This is a genomic window from Mesorhizobium sp. M0040 (genome assembly GCF_040323505.1).
In the GTDB taxonomy this organism is placed as follows: Bacteria; Pseudomonadota; Alphaproteobacteria; order Rhizobiales; family Rhizobiaceae; genus Mesorhizobium.
On record NZ_JAMYVA010000041.1, the window covers coordinates 17,253 to 30,638 of the forward strand.

The 13,386-nt window shown below is 63.3% G+C and carries 16 protein-coding genes; 8 read left to right on the plus strand and 8 right to left on the minus strand.

Translation table 11 applies throughout. From position 1 onward, the window contains the following. Positions 1-87 precede the first annotated feature (87 nt). The 4 genes from NKJ91_RS25705 to NKJ91_RS25720 form a co-directional block, all read right to left on the minus strand. A complete protein-coding gene (locus NKJ91_RS25705) occupies positions 88-1,698 on the minus strand; it encodes an NTP transferase domain-containing protein (protein WP_352457769.1) in 1,611 nt (536 codons plus the stop codon). Further along, entirely contained in the window at positions 1,695-2,399 is a 705-nt protein-coding gene (locus tag NKJ91_RS25710) for an XdhC family protein (protein ID WP_352457770.1), read from the minus strand. The genes NKJ91_RS25705 and NKJ91_RS25710 overlap by 4 nt, the downstream gene beginning before the upstream one ends. Positions 2,400-2,405: 6 nt before the next feature. Beyond that, positions 2,406-2,744: an XdhC family protein gene (locus tag NKJ91_RS25715; RefSeq protein WP_352457771.1), complete on the minus strand. Its 339-nt coding sequence runs from the start codon at positions 2,742-2,744 to the stop codon at positions 2,406-2,408. Between the two features lie 226 nt (positions 2,745-2,970). Then, a complete protein-coding gene (locus tag NKJ91_RS25720) occupies positions 2,971-3,465 on the minus strand; it encodes a flavin reductase (protein WP_352457772.1) in 495 nt (164 codons plus the stop codon). Between the two features lie 179 nt (positions 3,466-3,644). Here NKJ91_RS25720 and NKJ91_RS25725 point away from each other — a divergent pair, with 179 nt between their 5' ends. Beyond that, the gene (locus NKJ91_RS25725; RefSeq protein ID WP_352457773.1) at positions 3,645-4,718 is read left to right on the plus strand and encodes a branched-chain amino acid ABC transporter substrate-binding protein; all 1,074 of its coding nucleotides are present in this window, start codon (positions 3,645-3,647) and stop codon (positions 4,716-4,718) included. Positions 4,719-4,732: 14 nt separating this feature from the next. After that, the gene (locus NKJ91_RS25730) at positions 4,733-5,752 is read left to right on the plus strand and encodes a P1 family peptidase (RefSeq protein WP_352457794.1); all 1,020 of its coding nucleotides are present in this window, start codon (positions 4,733-4,735) and stop codon (positions 5,750-5,752) included. A gap of 46 nt (positions 5,753-5,798) precedes the next feature. Here NKJ91_RS25730 and NKJ91_RS25735 read toward each other — a convergent pair whose 3' ends face one another. Then, complete coding sequence (locus tag NKJ91_RS25735) at positions 5,799-6,053, minus strand: DUF2171 domain-containing protein (RefSeq protein WP_023674734.1); 255 nt, start codon at positions 6,051-6,053, stop codon at positions 5,799-5,801. Positions 6,054-6,301: 248 nt separating this feature from the next. Here NKJ91_RS25735 and NKJ91_RS25740 point away from each other — a divergent pair, with 248 nt between their 5' ends. From NKJ91_RS25740 to NKJ91_RS25755, 4 genes are read left to right on the plus strand one after another with little or no spacing between them, the layout of a single operon-like run. Next, the gene (locus tag NKJ91_RS25740; protein ID WP_352457774.1) at positions 6,302-7,027 is read left to right on the plus strand and encodes a DUF2259 domain-containing protein; all 726 of its coding nucleotides are present in this window, start codon (positions 6,302-6,304) and stop codon (positions 7,025-7,027) included. 11 nt (positions 7,028-7,038) lie between these two features. Continuing rightward, complete coding sequence (locus NKJ91_RS25745) at positions 7,039-7,539, plus strand: hypothetical protein (RefSeq protein WP_352457775.1); 501 nt, start codon at positions 7,039-7,041, stop codon at positions 7,537-7,539. A 59-nt stretch (positions 7,540-7,598) separates the two neighbouring features. Continuing rightward, a complete protein-coding gene (gene purB, locus NKJ91_RS25750; protein ID WP_352457776.1) occupies positions 7,599-8,906 on the plus strand; it encodes an adenylosuccinate lyase in 1,308 nt (435 codons plus the stop codon). Then, on the plus strand, positions 8,906-9,478 hold the full coding sequence (locus tag NKJ91_RS25755; protein WP_352457777.1) for an RBBP9/YdeN family alpha/beta hydrolase: 573 nt from the start codon (positions 8,906-8,908) through the stop codon (positions 9,476-9,478). The genes purB and NKJ91_RS25755 overlap by 1 nt, the downstream gene beginning before the upstream one ends. Position 9,479: 1 nt before the next feature. On the opposite strand, the gene NKJ91_RS25760 is transcribed toward NKJ91_RS25755, so the two are convergent. Then, entirely contained in the window at positions 9,480-10,292 is an 813-nt protein-coding gene (locus NKJ91_RS25760; protein WP_352457778.1) for a VOC family protein, read from the minus strand. 271 nt (positions 10,293-10,563) lie between these two features. On the opposite strand from NKJ91_RS25760, the gene NKJ91_RS25765 reads away from it, so the two are divergent. Then, the gene (locus NKJ91_RS25765) at positions 10,564-11,112 is read left to right on the plus strand and encodes an RBBP9/YdeN family alpha/beta hydrolase (protein WP_023674728.1); all 549 of its coding nucleotides are present in this window, start codon (positions 10,564-10,566) and stop codon (positions 11,110-11,112) included. On the opposite strand, the gene NKJ91_RS25770 is transcribed toward NKJ91_RS25765, so the two are convergent. Together NKJ91_RS25770 and NKJ91_RS25775 are read right to left on the minus strand one after the other, a co-directional pair. Then, complete coding sequence (locus NKJ91_RS25770) at positions 11,109-11,882, minus strand: HpcH/HpaI aldolase family protein (protein ID WP_352457779.1); 774 nt, start codon at positions 11,880-11,882, stop codon at positions 11,109-11,111. The genes NKJ91_RS25765 and NKJ91_RS25770 overlap by 4 nt on opposite strands. 117 nt (positions 11,883-11,999) lie before the next feature. Continuing rightward, positions 12,000-12,320: a DUF1476 domain-containing protein gene (locus NKJ91_RS25775; protein ID WP_023674726.1), complete on the minus strand. Its 321-nt coding sequence runs from the start codon at positions 12,318-12,320 to the stop codon at positions 12,000-12,002. A 270-nt stretch (positions 12,321-12,590) separates the two neighbouring features. On the opposite strand from NKJ91_RS25775, the gene purC reads away from it, so the two are divergent. Further along, on the plus strand, positions 12,591-13,385 hold the full coding sequence (gene purC / locus NKJ91_RS25780) for a phosphoribosylaminoimidazolesuccinocarboxamide synthase (protein ID WP_023674725.1): 795 nt from the start codon (positions 12,591-12,593) through the stop codon (positions 13,383-13,385). The last annotated feature ends 1 nt before the right edge of the window (position 13,386 follow it).

The following is a 13,386-nucleotide window of genomic DNA, read 5'->3' on the forward strand; positions in this document are numbered from 1 at the left end:
GGGCCGGGAGGCCGGAGGGAGGCAAGCGGAACCGGAGGCAGGAACGAAAGGCCATCCCGCAGCCATGCGTTTTTCGGCTTCGGTTTGTCAATCCTGCAGCACGCCGCCGGCGCTTTCCAGCGCCTCGCGCGTGTCGACATCGACGGCTGCCCCTTCGCCGATCTCGACATCGATGACGTCGAACCCTTCGGCCTCGACCAGATGGCGGGCCCCGGTATCGCCTTCAAGGTGAGCGATCGCGGCAAACAGCGAACGCGGCAGCAGCACGGGATTGCCGCGCCGCCCATCGTGCGAGGCCCGCACCACCGATCGGCCTTCGGACCTGCAGAACGCCTCGATCAGCCTGTCGAGGTCGGCCGAGGCGACGCCGGGCATATCGCCGAGGACAATCATGGCGCCGGCGGCGTCGCCGGAAATCTTGGCGATGCCGGCCTTCAGCGACGAAGACAGACCCTCGCCGAAATCCGGATTGTCGGCGAAGGTCACATCGAGGCCAGAGAGTGCATCGCGCACGCGCTCGCGCTGGTGGCCAGTGACGACGATGGTGGCCGCGGCTTTCGAACCGACCGCGCGTTCGGCAGTGCGACGGACCAGCGGCTTGCCGTCGAACAGCGCCAAGAGCTTGTTCGGCCCGCCCATGCGGCTGGAGCGGCCGGCGGCCAGAAGCACGATCTCGACCTTTGGTTCGGCTTTGGCCGGCAATGGCTCGCGCGGCTGCGGCCGCGTCGGAATTTCCATCAACAGCCCGCCGACGCCCATACCGGCAATATCCCTGGCGGTCACGTCGAGACCGGCGATCAGCCGGCCAAGCACCCAGTCGAAGCCGTTCTCCTTGGGACTGCGGGCGCAGCCCGGCGCACCGATGATGCGCTTGCCGCCTAGAGTGCCTAGCACCAGCAGATTGCCGGGATCGACCGGCATGCCGGCGCGGATGACAGCGCCGCCTGCCTTTTCGATGGCAGCGGGAACGACGTCGCCGAAATCGGCCATCGCCGAGGCGCCGAAGATAACCACCATATCGTTGTCGCGGATCAGCGAGGCCGCAGCCTCGGCGAGGGGGATAATTTCATGCGGGGTTCGACGCTCCGCCGTCAGCCTGCCGCCCGAACGCGCCAGGCGCGCTTCGGTGACGCGCAGCGTCTTGTCGAGCACGCTGGGTTTGATGCCGGGCAGCACCGTCTGGATGACGCCGACGCGCACCGGCTGATAGGCGTTGACCGCAAATATCTCGCCGCCGGCGCAGATCCTTGCCACGGCATCGACCAAAGCGGAGACGACCGCAAACGGAATGATCTTCACCGTTGCTACCATCTGACCTTTTTCGACCGGCGCATGCTGCGCGAGCGTGGCGATGGTGATCGTCGGATCGACGGCGTTGATGGCGTTGATCATCGCCGCGTCGACGGTGAACATGCCGGCAGCCTGCGCGTGGAGATTGACCCTACCTGTCGCGGCGGGCTTCGCCTCGATGTTGCGATGGATCATGGATGCGGCGATCTTTTCGGCGGCGACGTCCTCGCTGAGATCATCGGGCGCCAACACCGCCGCTACGACTTCGGAAATGCCAGCGGCCTTCAACAGGGACACATCCCCGGCGCTTAGCCTGTGCGCCTTGCGGAAGCGGCGCTCTCCGACTGTGGTGGCGTGCGCAAGCACTGCCCCTTCGGCCGTATCGATCGCAACGGGACCAAATTTCACGCGACGGCGCCTTTGGATTCGAGGCCGCGGGAGCGAAAGGCGTGGATCGCTTGCGCCAACACCGCGACGGCGATCTCGGCCGGGCTGGCAGCCCCAATGTCGAGGCCGATCGGGGCATGAATGCGGGCGATCTGGTCGGCTGTCGCTCCCGAAGCCAGCAGGCGTTCCACACGTTTGGCGTGGGTCTTGCGGCTGCCGAGCGCGCCGACATAAAAGCAGCCGGCGTCGAGCGCCGCCCTCAGCGCGAAATCGTCGATCTTCGGATCGTGGGTGAGAGCAGCCAGCGCCGTATAGCTATCGAGCGGCTGACGCGTCAGCACATCCTCTGGCCATTCGGCATGCAGCGCGATATCGGGAAAACGATCGGGCGTGGCAAAGGCCGTGCGCGGATCGATGATCTCGACAGGATAGCCGGCGATCCTGGCCATCGGTGCCAGCACCTGGCTGATGTGGACGGCGCCGATCACCACCAGGCGCGGCTGCGGCAGATGTGCGTTGAGGAAGAACGTCCGCCCCTCAGCTTCGACCGAACCGGAATTGCCCGTGCGAAATGCCTTGGCGATGGCCGCCCCGAGTTCGCCGGCTACCCGGTCGCCCTCGCGCACGACACGGTCGCGGCCGTCGCCGAGATCTGTGACCAGGATTGCCGCGCGGCGGGCGCGGCGTTCGGCGTTAAGTGTCTTCAGCGCATAGGGATCCATTCGAGATCAACCCAATCTTTCTACATAGACCTTGATGCGGCCGCCGCATGACAGGCCGACTTGCCAGGCGGTCTCGTCTGCGACGCCGAATTCGAGCATTTTGGACGTGCCGCTATCGATAACATCGACCGCCTCGGTGACCACGGCGCCTTCGACGCAGCCGCCCGAGACGGAGCCGTGGAAATTGCCTTCGGCGTCGATGACCAGGTGGCTGCCGACCGGGCGCGGCGCCGAGCCCCAGGTCTCGACCACGGTGGCAATGGCGACATCCTTGCCGTCCTTCATCCAGCCCTCCGCGATGATCAGCGGATCGCGGGCCTCATCGAGATAGATACTGTGTTCCATGATTTTCTCCCTGGCAGACATGTGGTTATGCGACGCGCTTCGCGCCAGCCTGGATCCACCGCCGAGGGTCGACCGAACGCATAAAAACAGCACGGTCGCCAGCGACCGGTCCGCCACATAATCCGCACGGGTCAACAGATCGAGCGTCTCGTCGATCATCCGCGGCGCCGGACGCGGTTTTCAACTCGGTCATTCTGTCTTCGCGGGCGCGGCCATCTGAAAGCCTCTACAAAGCGTGGTAGCCGCGGTTGTGATAGATCAGCGGCCGCAAATTATCGCCGATGCGCAAACCTGTAACCTTGCCAAAAAGCACACGGTGGGTGGCCAGATCCTTGGAGTCGATCAGTTCGCAGTCGAAGACGGCGAGCGCGCCCTTCAGCGTCGGCGCACCGGTCGAGATCACATCCCATTCGGCCAACGCGAAACGCTCCTCGACCGGCAGGCCGGTAATGCCGGAAAAGCCGATCGACAGCGGCTCCTGATCCGAAGCCAGCGTGTTCAGGGCAAATTTGCCGTTTTCCACGAACGGCTCGTTCTTGGGATTTTCACGATTGAGGCAAACCAGGATGGTTGGCGGCGTGTCCGACACCGAGCAGGCCGCGATCACCGTCGCGCCGCGCCTGCCGGCAGGGCCATCGGTGGTGACTACATGCACATGGCCAGCAAAATGGGCCATCGCGTCGCGGTAGGCCTGCGGCCCGATGTCATTCTTCTTCAGCACCGATGATTTTCCACTAGTCAGAACCAACCGTTATATATGGGGGGATATTGCAGGCCACAAGCGAAGTGCTTGACCTATATCCCGAATTCGCGTGTTGCGCCAAAGCTGGCCAGCCTTTAGGTCTTGACGGCATTGGCGCCGGCAACCACGCGACCGGCGTGGAGGAATTCTTCGCTCGCATGCGACCTTGGACAACCACGATAGCGGTGCTGGCCTGGCTCTCGGTCGCCTGCAGTGCAAATGCCGAGACGCTGCTGGTCGGCGTCGCGGCACCTTTGTCGGGGCCGTCGGCGATCCTCGGCAAACAGATCGAGGCCGGCGCAACAATGGCGGCTGAAGCGAACGATGCCGAAATCAAGACGATCGATGACGCCTGCACGGCCGACGGTGGCGCCGCCGCCGCGCGGGAGTTCACCGCGGCCAAGGTCAACGTCGTCATCGGGTTTTTGTGCACCGACGCAATCGAGGCGGCTCTGCCGATCCTCAAGGATGCCGGCATACCGGTGATCACCGTCGGCGTTCGCACGGAAAGCCTGACCGACCGGCGCGCCAAGACCGGATGGCCGATCTATCGTCTCGGGCCGCGCGGCGACGACGAGCGCAATGCCGTTGCTGCCATCCTCACCCACCTATGGCAGACCGAGCTGTTCGCCGTCGTCGACGACGGTACGATCTATGGCCGCGAAATGGCCGAGACATTTCGGGCAGCCGCTGAGCAAGCGGCGCTGAAGCCGGTTTTCGTCGACACGTTCCGGCCGCAGCTCGACAACCAGATCGGCCTGATCGGCCGACTTAGGAAAGCCGGCGCAACGCATGTCTTTGCCGGCGGCGACGGCGATGATGTCGCCATTATGGGCCGGGATGCTGGCCAGCTAAATACCGGCATGGTGTTTGCCGGCGGCGAAGCGTTGCGCGCGCCGCTCGGCGACGTGCCTTATGCCGTCGGCACGCTGATGATCGCGCCGCCCGAATGGGCCGATGTCGCCGACCCCAAGGTGCTGCAGAGCTTTGCCGGACAAAACATCGTGCCGGAAGGTTACACGCTGCCCGCCTATGCCGCGGTCGAGATCGCCAAGTCGGCTTCAGCATTGACGCAAAGCTCCGGCGAGAGGCTGGCCAACGTGCTGACCACGCATGACTTCACCACGGCGATCGGACCGATCCGCTTTGACGAAAAAGGTGACCTGACGCAAAATCCTTATCGAGCCTACCGTTTCGACGGCGGCCGTTTCGCGCCGGCGGAGAGCCAATGATGTCCAGCACAGGGATGTTCCATACGGGTCCGCGCAATCTCATCACGGACGTCGCCGGCCTGCGTGTCGGCAATGCGGCGAATGCCAAGCTGAAATCCGGTGTGACCACCGTCATCTGCGACGAACCGGCCGTGGCCGGCGTGCAGATCCTGGGCGGTGCGCCGGGCACCCGCGAAACCGACCTGCTCGAGCCGCACAATTCGATCCACGCCATCCATGCCGTGGTGCTTTCGGGCGGGTCGGCTTTTGGCCTCGACGCCGCGTCGGGGGTGCAGGCGGCATTGCGTGAAAGGGGCATCGGCGTCGAGGTCGGCGGCTTTCGCGTGCCGATCGTGCCGGCGGCGATCCTGTTCGATCTGCGCAATGGCGGCGACAAGGATTGGGGCCGGTATCCGCCTTACCGCGACCTCGGCTACGAAGCCGCGCAAGCCGCCGCGATCGACTTTGCGCTCGGCACCGCCGGCGCGGGTGCCGGCGCGCTGAGCTCCGGCCTGAAGGGCGGGCTCGGCTCGGCCTCGACGGTGCTGGACAGCGGCGTCACCATCGGCGCGCTTGCCGCCGTCAACCCGACCGGCTCGGTGACGGTCGCCGGGACCCGCCATTTCTGGGCGGCACCGTTCGAGATCGGCGACGAGTTCGGCGGGTTAGGCTATCCCCACCCGATGCCTGACGATGCCAGAAAGGTCCTGCTGAAGTTCCGTGACAGGTATGCCGCAGAGCAGGCGGAAACCGGCGCCAACACGACCATCGCCGTGATCGCCACCGATGCGGTACTCACGAAGGCCGCCGCCAAACGCCTGGCGATATCGGCGCATGACGGCTTTGTCCGTGCCATTTGGCCGACGCACACGCCCGCAGACGGCGATCTGGTCTTCGCGCTGGCAACGGGCAAGAGCGGCATCGAGCTCGCACCCAACGATGCCGTCGATCTCTACGCCGCGGCCGGCGCCACGATGGCGCGCGCCATCAGCCGCGGCGTCTTTGCCGCGACGCCGGCCGAGGGCGATCTGTTCCCGGTCTGGTCGTCGCGCTGAACGCGCAACGCTCATTCGGGTGAGCCGTTATCAGACTGGATTATGATCAGGTGGGTTCGGATTTTTCTTCCTCGAACGTGACCGCAACATCCGAGTTTGCCGACAGCCGCACCTTCTGGCCCTCGACCTCGGCGACAAGGCTGAGAGGAATGAAGTGGTGATGGCCCCTGTGAGCGCCCTCGCCGCTGTCGCGCTTGGTCAGCTTTATGCGATCTCCGTCAACCTTGTCGACGGTACCGACATGGACGCCGTCGGCACCGATCACTTCCATACGTTCGCGAATCTTGGCTGCATCTGTCATGGGGGTCTCCCTTAGAGCGCCGCGCGTCCCTTTGGACGCGCAAACGACGCTCTAAACATTTTGAATCAATGCATCGTGCCTTACCAAAATAGATTATGATTTTGGGAAGGCACGATGCGGTGAAGCTGCCGACAATAACAAACGGCGGCCGGATTGGATGCATCGACTTTGTGTTTCAGTCAGCACGATCTTTTGACAGCATCGTGATAGGGAATTTAACGGCGTCGACCGCCGGAATGGAAAGCCCCATGCGAAATCTTGCCCTGTTTGCAGTCTGCCTGCTTGCCCCGCTTGCAACTTTGGCCGCCGCCCACGCAGGCGATGTCGCCGAGCTTGAGATCCTCGGCTTCAGTAGTGATGGCGGGGTCTTTGCCTTCGAGGAATACGGCGTCCAGGACGGATCGGGATTTCCCTATGCGACCCGCTATTATATCGACACGGCCGACGACAGTTTCCTGAAGGGCTCGCCGATACGTGTCCGGCTCGACGACGAGAATGCCACGGTGGCCGCAGCGCGGCTGCAGGCCCGGCAAAGGGGCGAAGCGATCGTCAGTCAGGCGGAACTCACGGCAAATCGCGGCATCACCGCCGGCTTCAACCCGGTGACCGAGCTTTCTGCCGATCCCTTCCGCATGGTGGTCAATCCGCGCCCGATCTTCTCGCCGGTCGACGACCCGCTCGAGTTCCGGCTCGACCAGATCGGCATGAATGACACCGAACGCTGCCAGAGCCAGGGCGAGATCAATGGCTTTCGCCTGCTGCGCATCGAGGCGAAGGATGGCGGCCAGACGAGGATCATTCACGAGGACAAATCGATCCCGCGAAGCAGAGGCTGTCCGAATGGCTACCAGATCGGCGCGGTTCAGACATTTTCGCTGGATAGCCTCAGCGCCTATGCCGTGCTGATCGCGGTGCGCCAATACGGCTTCGAAGGGCCGGACTATCGCTGGATCGCGGTAACCGGTCGCCTGTGAAGTTCCCCGCCATGCGCTATCGCGCTCTGCGCCGTCTCCGCCGTGCTCTGCCGTCGCTGCGCACCGTATTTGCCGGTGCCTTGCTGTGGGCCATGGCGATGGGCGCCAGCGCGCTGCTCAATCTGCTGTTGTACGATTGGGAGACCCCGGCGAAGGTCCGCTTCGTCTCGCTGCTTTATGCTGCCGGCGGCGCGCTGGCCTTCCCGGTTGGGCTGTTTCTGGCGCGGCTCGTCTCGCTCGGACGCCACTGGGAAATCGCCCTCGCCGCCGCCTTCGTCTGCCTTCTCGCCGCGACAATTACCTTCACCGGCGGCCTCTTTGGGCTGCAATACCGCTCCTACTACGTCCAATGGCATGCACCCGCGCTCACCATCACCTGGGTTTTCCAGTTCGTGTTCACGATGTTGACGGCGCTCTACCAGTTCGTCGTCCTCGGCATCCGGCTGTATTTTCCGCTCGGTTTCATTGCGCTAGCTGTCGCCAGCGTCTGGTTTGCGCGCCAGCAACGTTGAGCATTTTGCCTGCCTCTGTTAGGACGCGGGCAAATGCTCTCGCAAGTCAGGACCGATTGATGATCCCTCGCTACTCCCGGCCGGAAATGGTGGCCATCTGGTCGCCCGAAACCCGGTTCCGCATCTGGTTCGAGATCGAGGCCTACGCCTGCGACGCATTGGCCGAGCTCGGCGTCATCCCGAAGGAGGCCGCCAAGACCATCTGGGAGAAAGGCGGAGCGGCGAAGTTCGACGTCGACGCCATCGACGAGATCGAGCGGGTCACCAAGCATGACGTCATCGCCTTTCTCACCCATCTTGCCGAATTCGTCGGGCCGGATGCCCGCTTCATCCACCAGGGCATGACATCCTCCGACGTTCTCGACACCTGTTTTGCCGTGCAGCTCACCCGCGCCAGCGACATCCTGCTGGCCGACATTGACGGGCTGCTTGCGGCGCTCAAGCGCCGCGCCTTCGAGCACAAGGACACCATCACCATCGGCCGCAGCCACGGCATCCATGCCGAGCCGACCACCTTCGGCGTCAAGCTGGCGCAGGCCTATGCCGAATTCTCGCGTTGCCGCGAGAGGCTGGTGCACGCACGCGAGGACATCGCCACCTGCGCCATCTCGGGTGCGGTCGGCACCTTCGCCAATATCGACCCCTATGTCGAAGAATACGTGGCCAAGAAACTCGGACTGAAGCCCGAGCCGGTGTCGACGCAGGTGATTCCGCGCGACCGGCATGCGATGTTCTTCGCCACGCTCGGCGTCATCGCCTCGTCGATCGAGCGGCTGGCGATCGAGGTGCGCCATCTGCAGCGCACCGAGGTACTTGAAGCAGAAGAGTACTTTTCACCCGGACAGAAGGGCTCGTCGGCGATGCCGCACAAGCGCAACCCGGTGCTGACCGAGAACCTCACCGGCCTTGCCCGCATGGTGCGCTCCTTCGCATTGCCGGCAATGGAGAATGTGGCGCTGTGGCACGAGCGCGACATCTCGCATTCCTCGGTCGAGCGCATGATCGGGCCCGACGCGACGGTGACGCTCGATTTCGCGCTCTCACGCCTGACCAGCGTCGTCGACAAACTGCTAGTCTACCCCGACAACATGCTGAAGAACATGAACAAATTCCGCGGCCTCGTGCATTCGCAGCGCGTGCTGCTGGCGCTGACGCAAGCCGGCGCTTCGCGCGAGGACGCCTACCGGCTGGTGCAGCGCAACGCCATGAAGGTGTGGGAGCAAGGCGCTGATTTTCTTGAGGAACTTTTGGCCGACAAGGACGTTGTCGCAGCCTTGCCCGAGGCCGAGATCCGCGAGAAATTCGACTTGGGCTATCATACCAAGCACGTCGATACGATCTTTAGCCGAGTGTTCGGAGAAGCCTGATGATTTCGTCGGCCGGAGATTTCGATTTCCTTGCCCTGCCCGGGCGCGGCAATTCCGGGCCGGATCATTGGATGTCGCATTGGTGCCGGGTGTTCCCCAATTCGAGCCGCGTGCTGCAGGCCGAGTGGGACCGGCCAAAGCCTGAAGACTGGATCGGCCAGGTGGATGCCGCGGTGGCCGCCGCACCGCGCCGCGTCGTGCTGCTTGCGCATTCGCTGGCGGTGGCGACGGCGGTGAAGTGGGCTGCTAGCGCCAGTCAAAGCCAACTCGACAAGGTCGCGGCGGCATTCCTGGTTGCCGCGACCAATGTCGACGATACCGATCCCTCATTCGACGCGGTGCGCCCGTTCGCGCCGATGCCGCTGAAGCGCCTGCCCTTCCCGACATTGGTGGTGGCGAGCCGCAGCGACCCACGCGTCACTTTCGACAAGGCGACCGCTTTTGCCGCAGCCTGGGGCGCGGATATCGCCGATGCCGGCGATCTCGGCCATATGGGAAACGAGGCCCGCCTCGGCGTATGGCCGGCGGGCCTGCTCATGCTTGGCCGCTTGCTCGAAAAAGCGAACCTCTAACCTACGCCTTACCGGGAACCGTCCTTATTACCGTGCCCCACGGATCCTCGCGGGTGGTCTCGCTTGCGGCATTGTCCGAGCGCATCTCGACCCAGGCCAAGCCGGAGCGGGCGGGATCGCGGCGACCGGCGCCCGCGCTCTGCCACGCATTTGCGCCAATGTGGTGATGATAGCCGCCGGACGACAGGAACACCGCCGCGCCACCGTAGTTTGCCACTGTGTCGAAACCGAACTCCTGATGCCACCATGCTTCGGCTTCTTCCGGCCTGCCGACCCGCAAATGGACGTGGCCGATAATGCTGTTTTCCGGCGCGCCCTGCCAGCCGGTGTCGCCGGCCGGCACCTCGGCAACGACCGACGGAATGTTCAGCCGCTCCGTCGCCATCGCTATCTTGTCACCGTTCCATTTCCAGTCCTGCGGACGGCGGTCGGCATAGATCTCGATGCCGTTGCCTTCCGGATCGGTTAGGTAAAGAGCCTCGCTGACCAGATGATCGGATGCGCCCTCGATGCCGATCTTGCCGGCGATGGCGTGATTGATCCAGCGGCCGAGATCGGCCCGGCTGGGTAGCAGGAAGGCGGTGTGGAAAAGACCGGCGCTGCGCGGGTCATCGGATTTCGCGGCCGGATCCGCTTCGATGTCGAGCAAAGGGCGATTGACTGCGCCGAGCGTAATCGTGCCGCCGGCGCGGCTCAGTTCCTGCAAACCGACGACTTTGCGATAGTAGGCAGCGAGATTGTCTGCATCGCGCGCCCGCAAGCCGACGCGGGCAACGCTGACCGGGGTCGTCGCGGCAAAAGGCAGTTCGCTCATCAAAGTGCTCCGTTCAGGCGGCGCTCGACAAGCTTCCAACAGAGCAATCCGGCGCCATCAATCATTCTACGCCATGTCCGTGCCAAAATCTCGGAACAGCCATTCTTTCCTGGCGACAGATCGTTGATCGCGATCGTTCACACAAGAGCGCAAGAAGCGAACAGGGTGTTCACAATAGCGAGCAGAACCGGGCTCGTGAGCGGCCGTTTGCGTGTCGCTGTTGAGTTCATACCCGGTTGCACCCGACAGCGCCTCTCGCTACATGCGCGCCATGAAAGTCAGGGAAGCAGATATTCTCATCGTGCCGGGCTACACCAATTCCGGCCCCGATCATTGGCAGAGCCGCTGGCAGTCGAAACTATCGACAGCGCGCCGCGTCGAACAGGCGGAATGGTCGAAGCCGGTGCGCGAGGATTGGACGGCCGGTGTCGCCAAGGCGGTTAACGAGGCCGAGCGGCCGGTCGTCATCGTCGCCCATTCGCTTGGCGTCGCGGCGGTCATTCAAGCATTGCCTCGGTTCGAGAGGCCGGTCGCCGGCGCTTTCTTCGTGGCGCCACCCGATGTCGCCAATCCAGAGATAAAGCCGAGGCACCTGATGACCTTCGGCCCCTATCCGCGCGACCCGCTGCCGTTTCCGTCGGTGGTGATCGCCAGCCGCAACGACCCGTTCTGCGCCTTCGGCGTCGCCGAGGACATTGCCGGGGCGTGGGGCTCGCTGTTCATCGACGCCGGGGATGCCGGTCATCTCAACGCGGATTCCGGCTTCGGCCCCTGGCCTGAAGGCTCGATGACGTTCGCGAAATTCCTGACGGATCTCTAGGAAGCGATCGAATCCCTGACGCTGTTCAGCAGGGTCTTTGCCCCAAGCGAAATCAGCGAATGCTCGGAACCCATCGCCAGCAGCCGGTAACCCATCGACACCACGCGACCGGCGATGGCCGGTTCCATCACATAGATCGCCGCATGCTTGCCGGCTTTGCGGGTGCGCTCGGCGATCGAGGCGACGGTCCCCATCATGCTCTCCAGCGTCGAACTGACGGTGGTGCCCTTCGACCAGGCGATCGAGAAATCCGACGGGCCAAGGAATATCCCGTCGATGCCCGGCGTGTCGAGGATGCCGTCGAGTGCATCAAGCGCGGCCCGCGTTTCGACCATGGCGAACGCCATGGTGCGCTGGTTGCTGTCGCGCAGCCAGTCGGCATAGTCGCCCTTGCCATGGCGCGGAAAAGCATAGGTCGGGCCCCAGGAGCGCTCGCCGAGTGGCGGGTATTTCATTGCGGCAGCAAACAGCTTTGCGTCCGCCACCGAATTCACCATCGGGGCGATCACCGCCTCGGCGCCGAAGTCAAGCGCACGGCTGGCCATGTCGAAGCGGCCGACCGGGATGCGTACCAAAGCCGGCTTGTTGGCGGCCAGCACCGGCACAAGCCCGCGCAGCACGCTGTCCTCGTGATGGCCACCATGCTGCATATCGAGCGTAACCGCGTCGAATCCTTGTCTGGCCAGTATCTCGACCGTCAAAGTATCCGGCACGCCTGACCATGCGGTGAACAGCGTCTCGTCGGCCGCAAGGCGTGACTTCAGGGACATTGGCGATTTCCTCTTTGCTTGCAGCAATTCAGCCGGAAATGACCGCAAAGGCAAAGAAAAACCGCCCGGTGAGGCCGGGCGGTCGATTGGTCCAGCATTCGAAGAGTATCGATGGGATCAGGTGTTCTTGATCTGCTCGATCGCCTGCGCCATCAATTCATCCATGGTGCGGCGGATCTGATGGTCCGACTGGTCGATGCCGGCCGCATCGAAATCCTTGCGTATCTTGCGGAAAACGTCGTGATCGCCGGCTTCCTCGATGTCGCTGACGACCACTTCCCTGGCATAAGCGTCGGCATCGGCGCCGGACTTGCCGAGCTTTTCGGCAGCCCACAGGCCGAGCGCTCTGTTGCGGCGTGCCGCAGCCTTGAACCGAAGTTCCTCGTCGAATGCGAATTTGCGCTCAAAGCCCTCTTCGCGGTCTTTCATGCTGCTCATGGCATCCCTCCGTGAAATCCGATTCGTTGTGCCAATATGTGTTGCCGGAGCACAAACCAAAAGGGCGCCGGCCGGTCAATATGCTACATTGCTTGCTGCGCTGCGGCATTTCGGTGCCCGAAAGCGGTTGATTGAAAGGATTTGCCGATTGAGCAAACAGTGCGATTGGGATAGACACCGGCATTGAACCCCACCGTCGCCATCTTATTTTAGGCAGACGGACAGGAACTGGTCGCTTGCCGCCTGCCCGCAAATCCAGAGAAAAATCAGATGAAAAATCGCCGCCGCATTTATGAAGGCAAGGCCAAGATCCTTTATGAGGGACCGGAGCCTGGCACGCTGATCCAGTTCTTCAAGGACGACGCTACCGCTTTCAACAAGAAGAAGCATGAAATCGTCGATGGCAAAGGCGTGCTCAACAACCGCATTTCCGAGCACATCTTCAATCATCTCAACCGGATGGGCATTCCGACCCACTTCATCCGCCGGCTCAACATGCGCGAGCAGTTGATCAAGGAAGTCGAGATCATCCCGCTCGAAGTGGTGGTGCGCAACGTCGCCGCCGGCTCGCTGGCCAAGCGCCTGGGCATCGAGGAAGGCACCGTGCTGCCGCGCTCGATCATCGAATTCTATTACAAGGCGGATGCGCTCGACGATCCGATGGTATCGGAAGAGCACATCACCGCCTTCGGCTGGGCGAGCCCACAGGAGATCGACGATGTCATGGCGCTGGCCATTCGCGTCAACGACTTCCTTTCCGGCCTGTTCATGGGCGTCGGCATCCAGCTGGTCGATTTCAAAATCGAATGCGGCCGCCTGTTCGAAGGCGATATGATGCGCATCGTCGTTGCCGATGAGATCTCGCCGGATTCCTGCCGGCTGTGGGACGTGGCGACGCAGGACAAGCTCGACAAGGACCGCTTCCGCCGCGACATGGGCGGGCTGGTCGAGGCTTATCAGGAAGTTGCCCGCCGTCTCGGCATCATGAACGAGAACGAGCCACCGCGTCCGGCCGGGCCCGTGCTCGTCGCATCGACCGACGGTGTCAAAGGTAAGCCGCACTGAC

What these genes read in the sequence shown, in the direction of transcription:
- NKJ91_RS25735 (WP_023674734.1), bottom strand. Translation starts at nt 6,053, where the DNA reads ATGACAGATGCAGCCAAGATTCGCGAACGTATGGAAGTGATCGGTGCC.
- NKJ91_RS25760 (WP_352457778.1), bottom strand. Translation starts at nt 10,292, where the DNA reads ATGAGCGAACTGCCTTTTGCCGCGACGACCCCGGTCAGCGTTGCCCGC.
- NKJ91_RS25740 (WP_352457774.1), top strand. Translation starts at nt 6,302, where the DNA reads ATGCGAAATCTTGCCCTGTTTGCAGTCTGCCTGCTTGCCCCGCTTGCA.
- NKJ91_RS25745 (WP_352457775.1), top strand. Translation starts at nt 7,039, where the DNA reads ATGCGCTATCGCGCTCTGCGCCGTCTCCGCCGTGCTCTGCCGTCGCTG.
- purB (WP_352457776.1), top strand. Translation starts at nt 7,599, where the DNA reads ATGATCCCTCGCTACTCCCGGCCGGAAATGGTGGCCATCTGGTCGCCC.
- NKJ91_RS25710 (WP_352457770.1), bottom strand. Translation starts at nt 2,399, where the DNA reads ATGGATCCCTATGCGCTGAAGACACTTAACGCCGAACGCCGCGCCCGC.
- NKJ91_RS25725 (WP_352457773.1), top strand. Translation starts at nt 3,645, where the DNA reads ATGCGACCTTGGACAACCACGATAGCGGTGCTGGCCTGGCTCTCGGTC.
- NKJ91_RS25730 (WP_352457794.1), top strand. Translation starts at nt 4,733, where the DNA reads ATGTTCCATACGGGTCCGCGCAATCTCATCACGGACGTCGCCGGCCTG.
- NKJ91_RS25715 (WP_352457771.1), bottom strand. Translation starts at nt 2,744, where the DNA reads ATGGAACACAGTATCTATCTCGATGAGGCCCGCGATCCGCTGATCATC.
- NKJ91_RS25755 (WP_352457777.1), top strand. Translation starts at nt 8,906, where the DNA reads ATGATTTCGTCGGCCGGAGATTTCGATTTCCTTGCCCTGCCCGGGCGC.
- NKJ91_RS25765 (WP_023674728.1), top strand. Translation starts at nt 10,564, where the DNA reads ATGAAAGTCAGGGAAGCAGATATTCTCATCGTGCCGGGCTACACCAAT.
- NKJ91_RS25770 (WP_352457779.1), bottom strand. Translation starts at nt 11,882, where the DNA reads ATGTCCCTGAAGTCACGCCTTGCGGCCGACGAGACGCTGTTCACCGCA.
- NKJ91_RS25775 (WP_023674726.1), bottom strand. Translation starts at nt 12,320, where the DNA reads ATGAGCAGCATGAAAGACCGCGAAGAGGGCTTTGAGCGCAAATTCGCA.
- purC (WP_023674725.1), top strand. Translation starts at nt 12,591, where the DNA reads ATGAAAAATCGCCGCCGCATTTATGAAGGCAAGGCCAAGATCCTTTAT.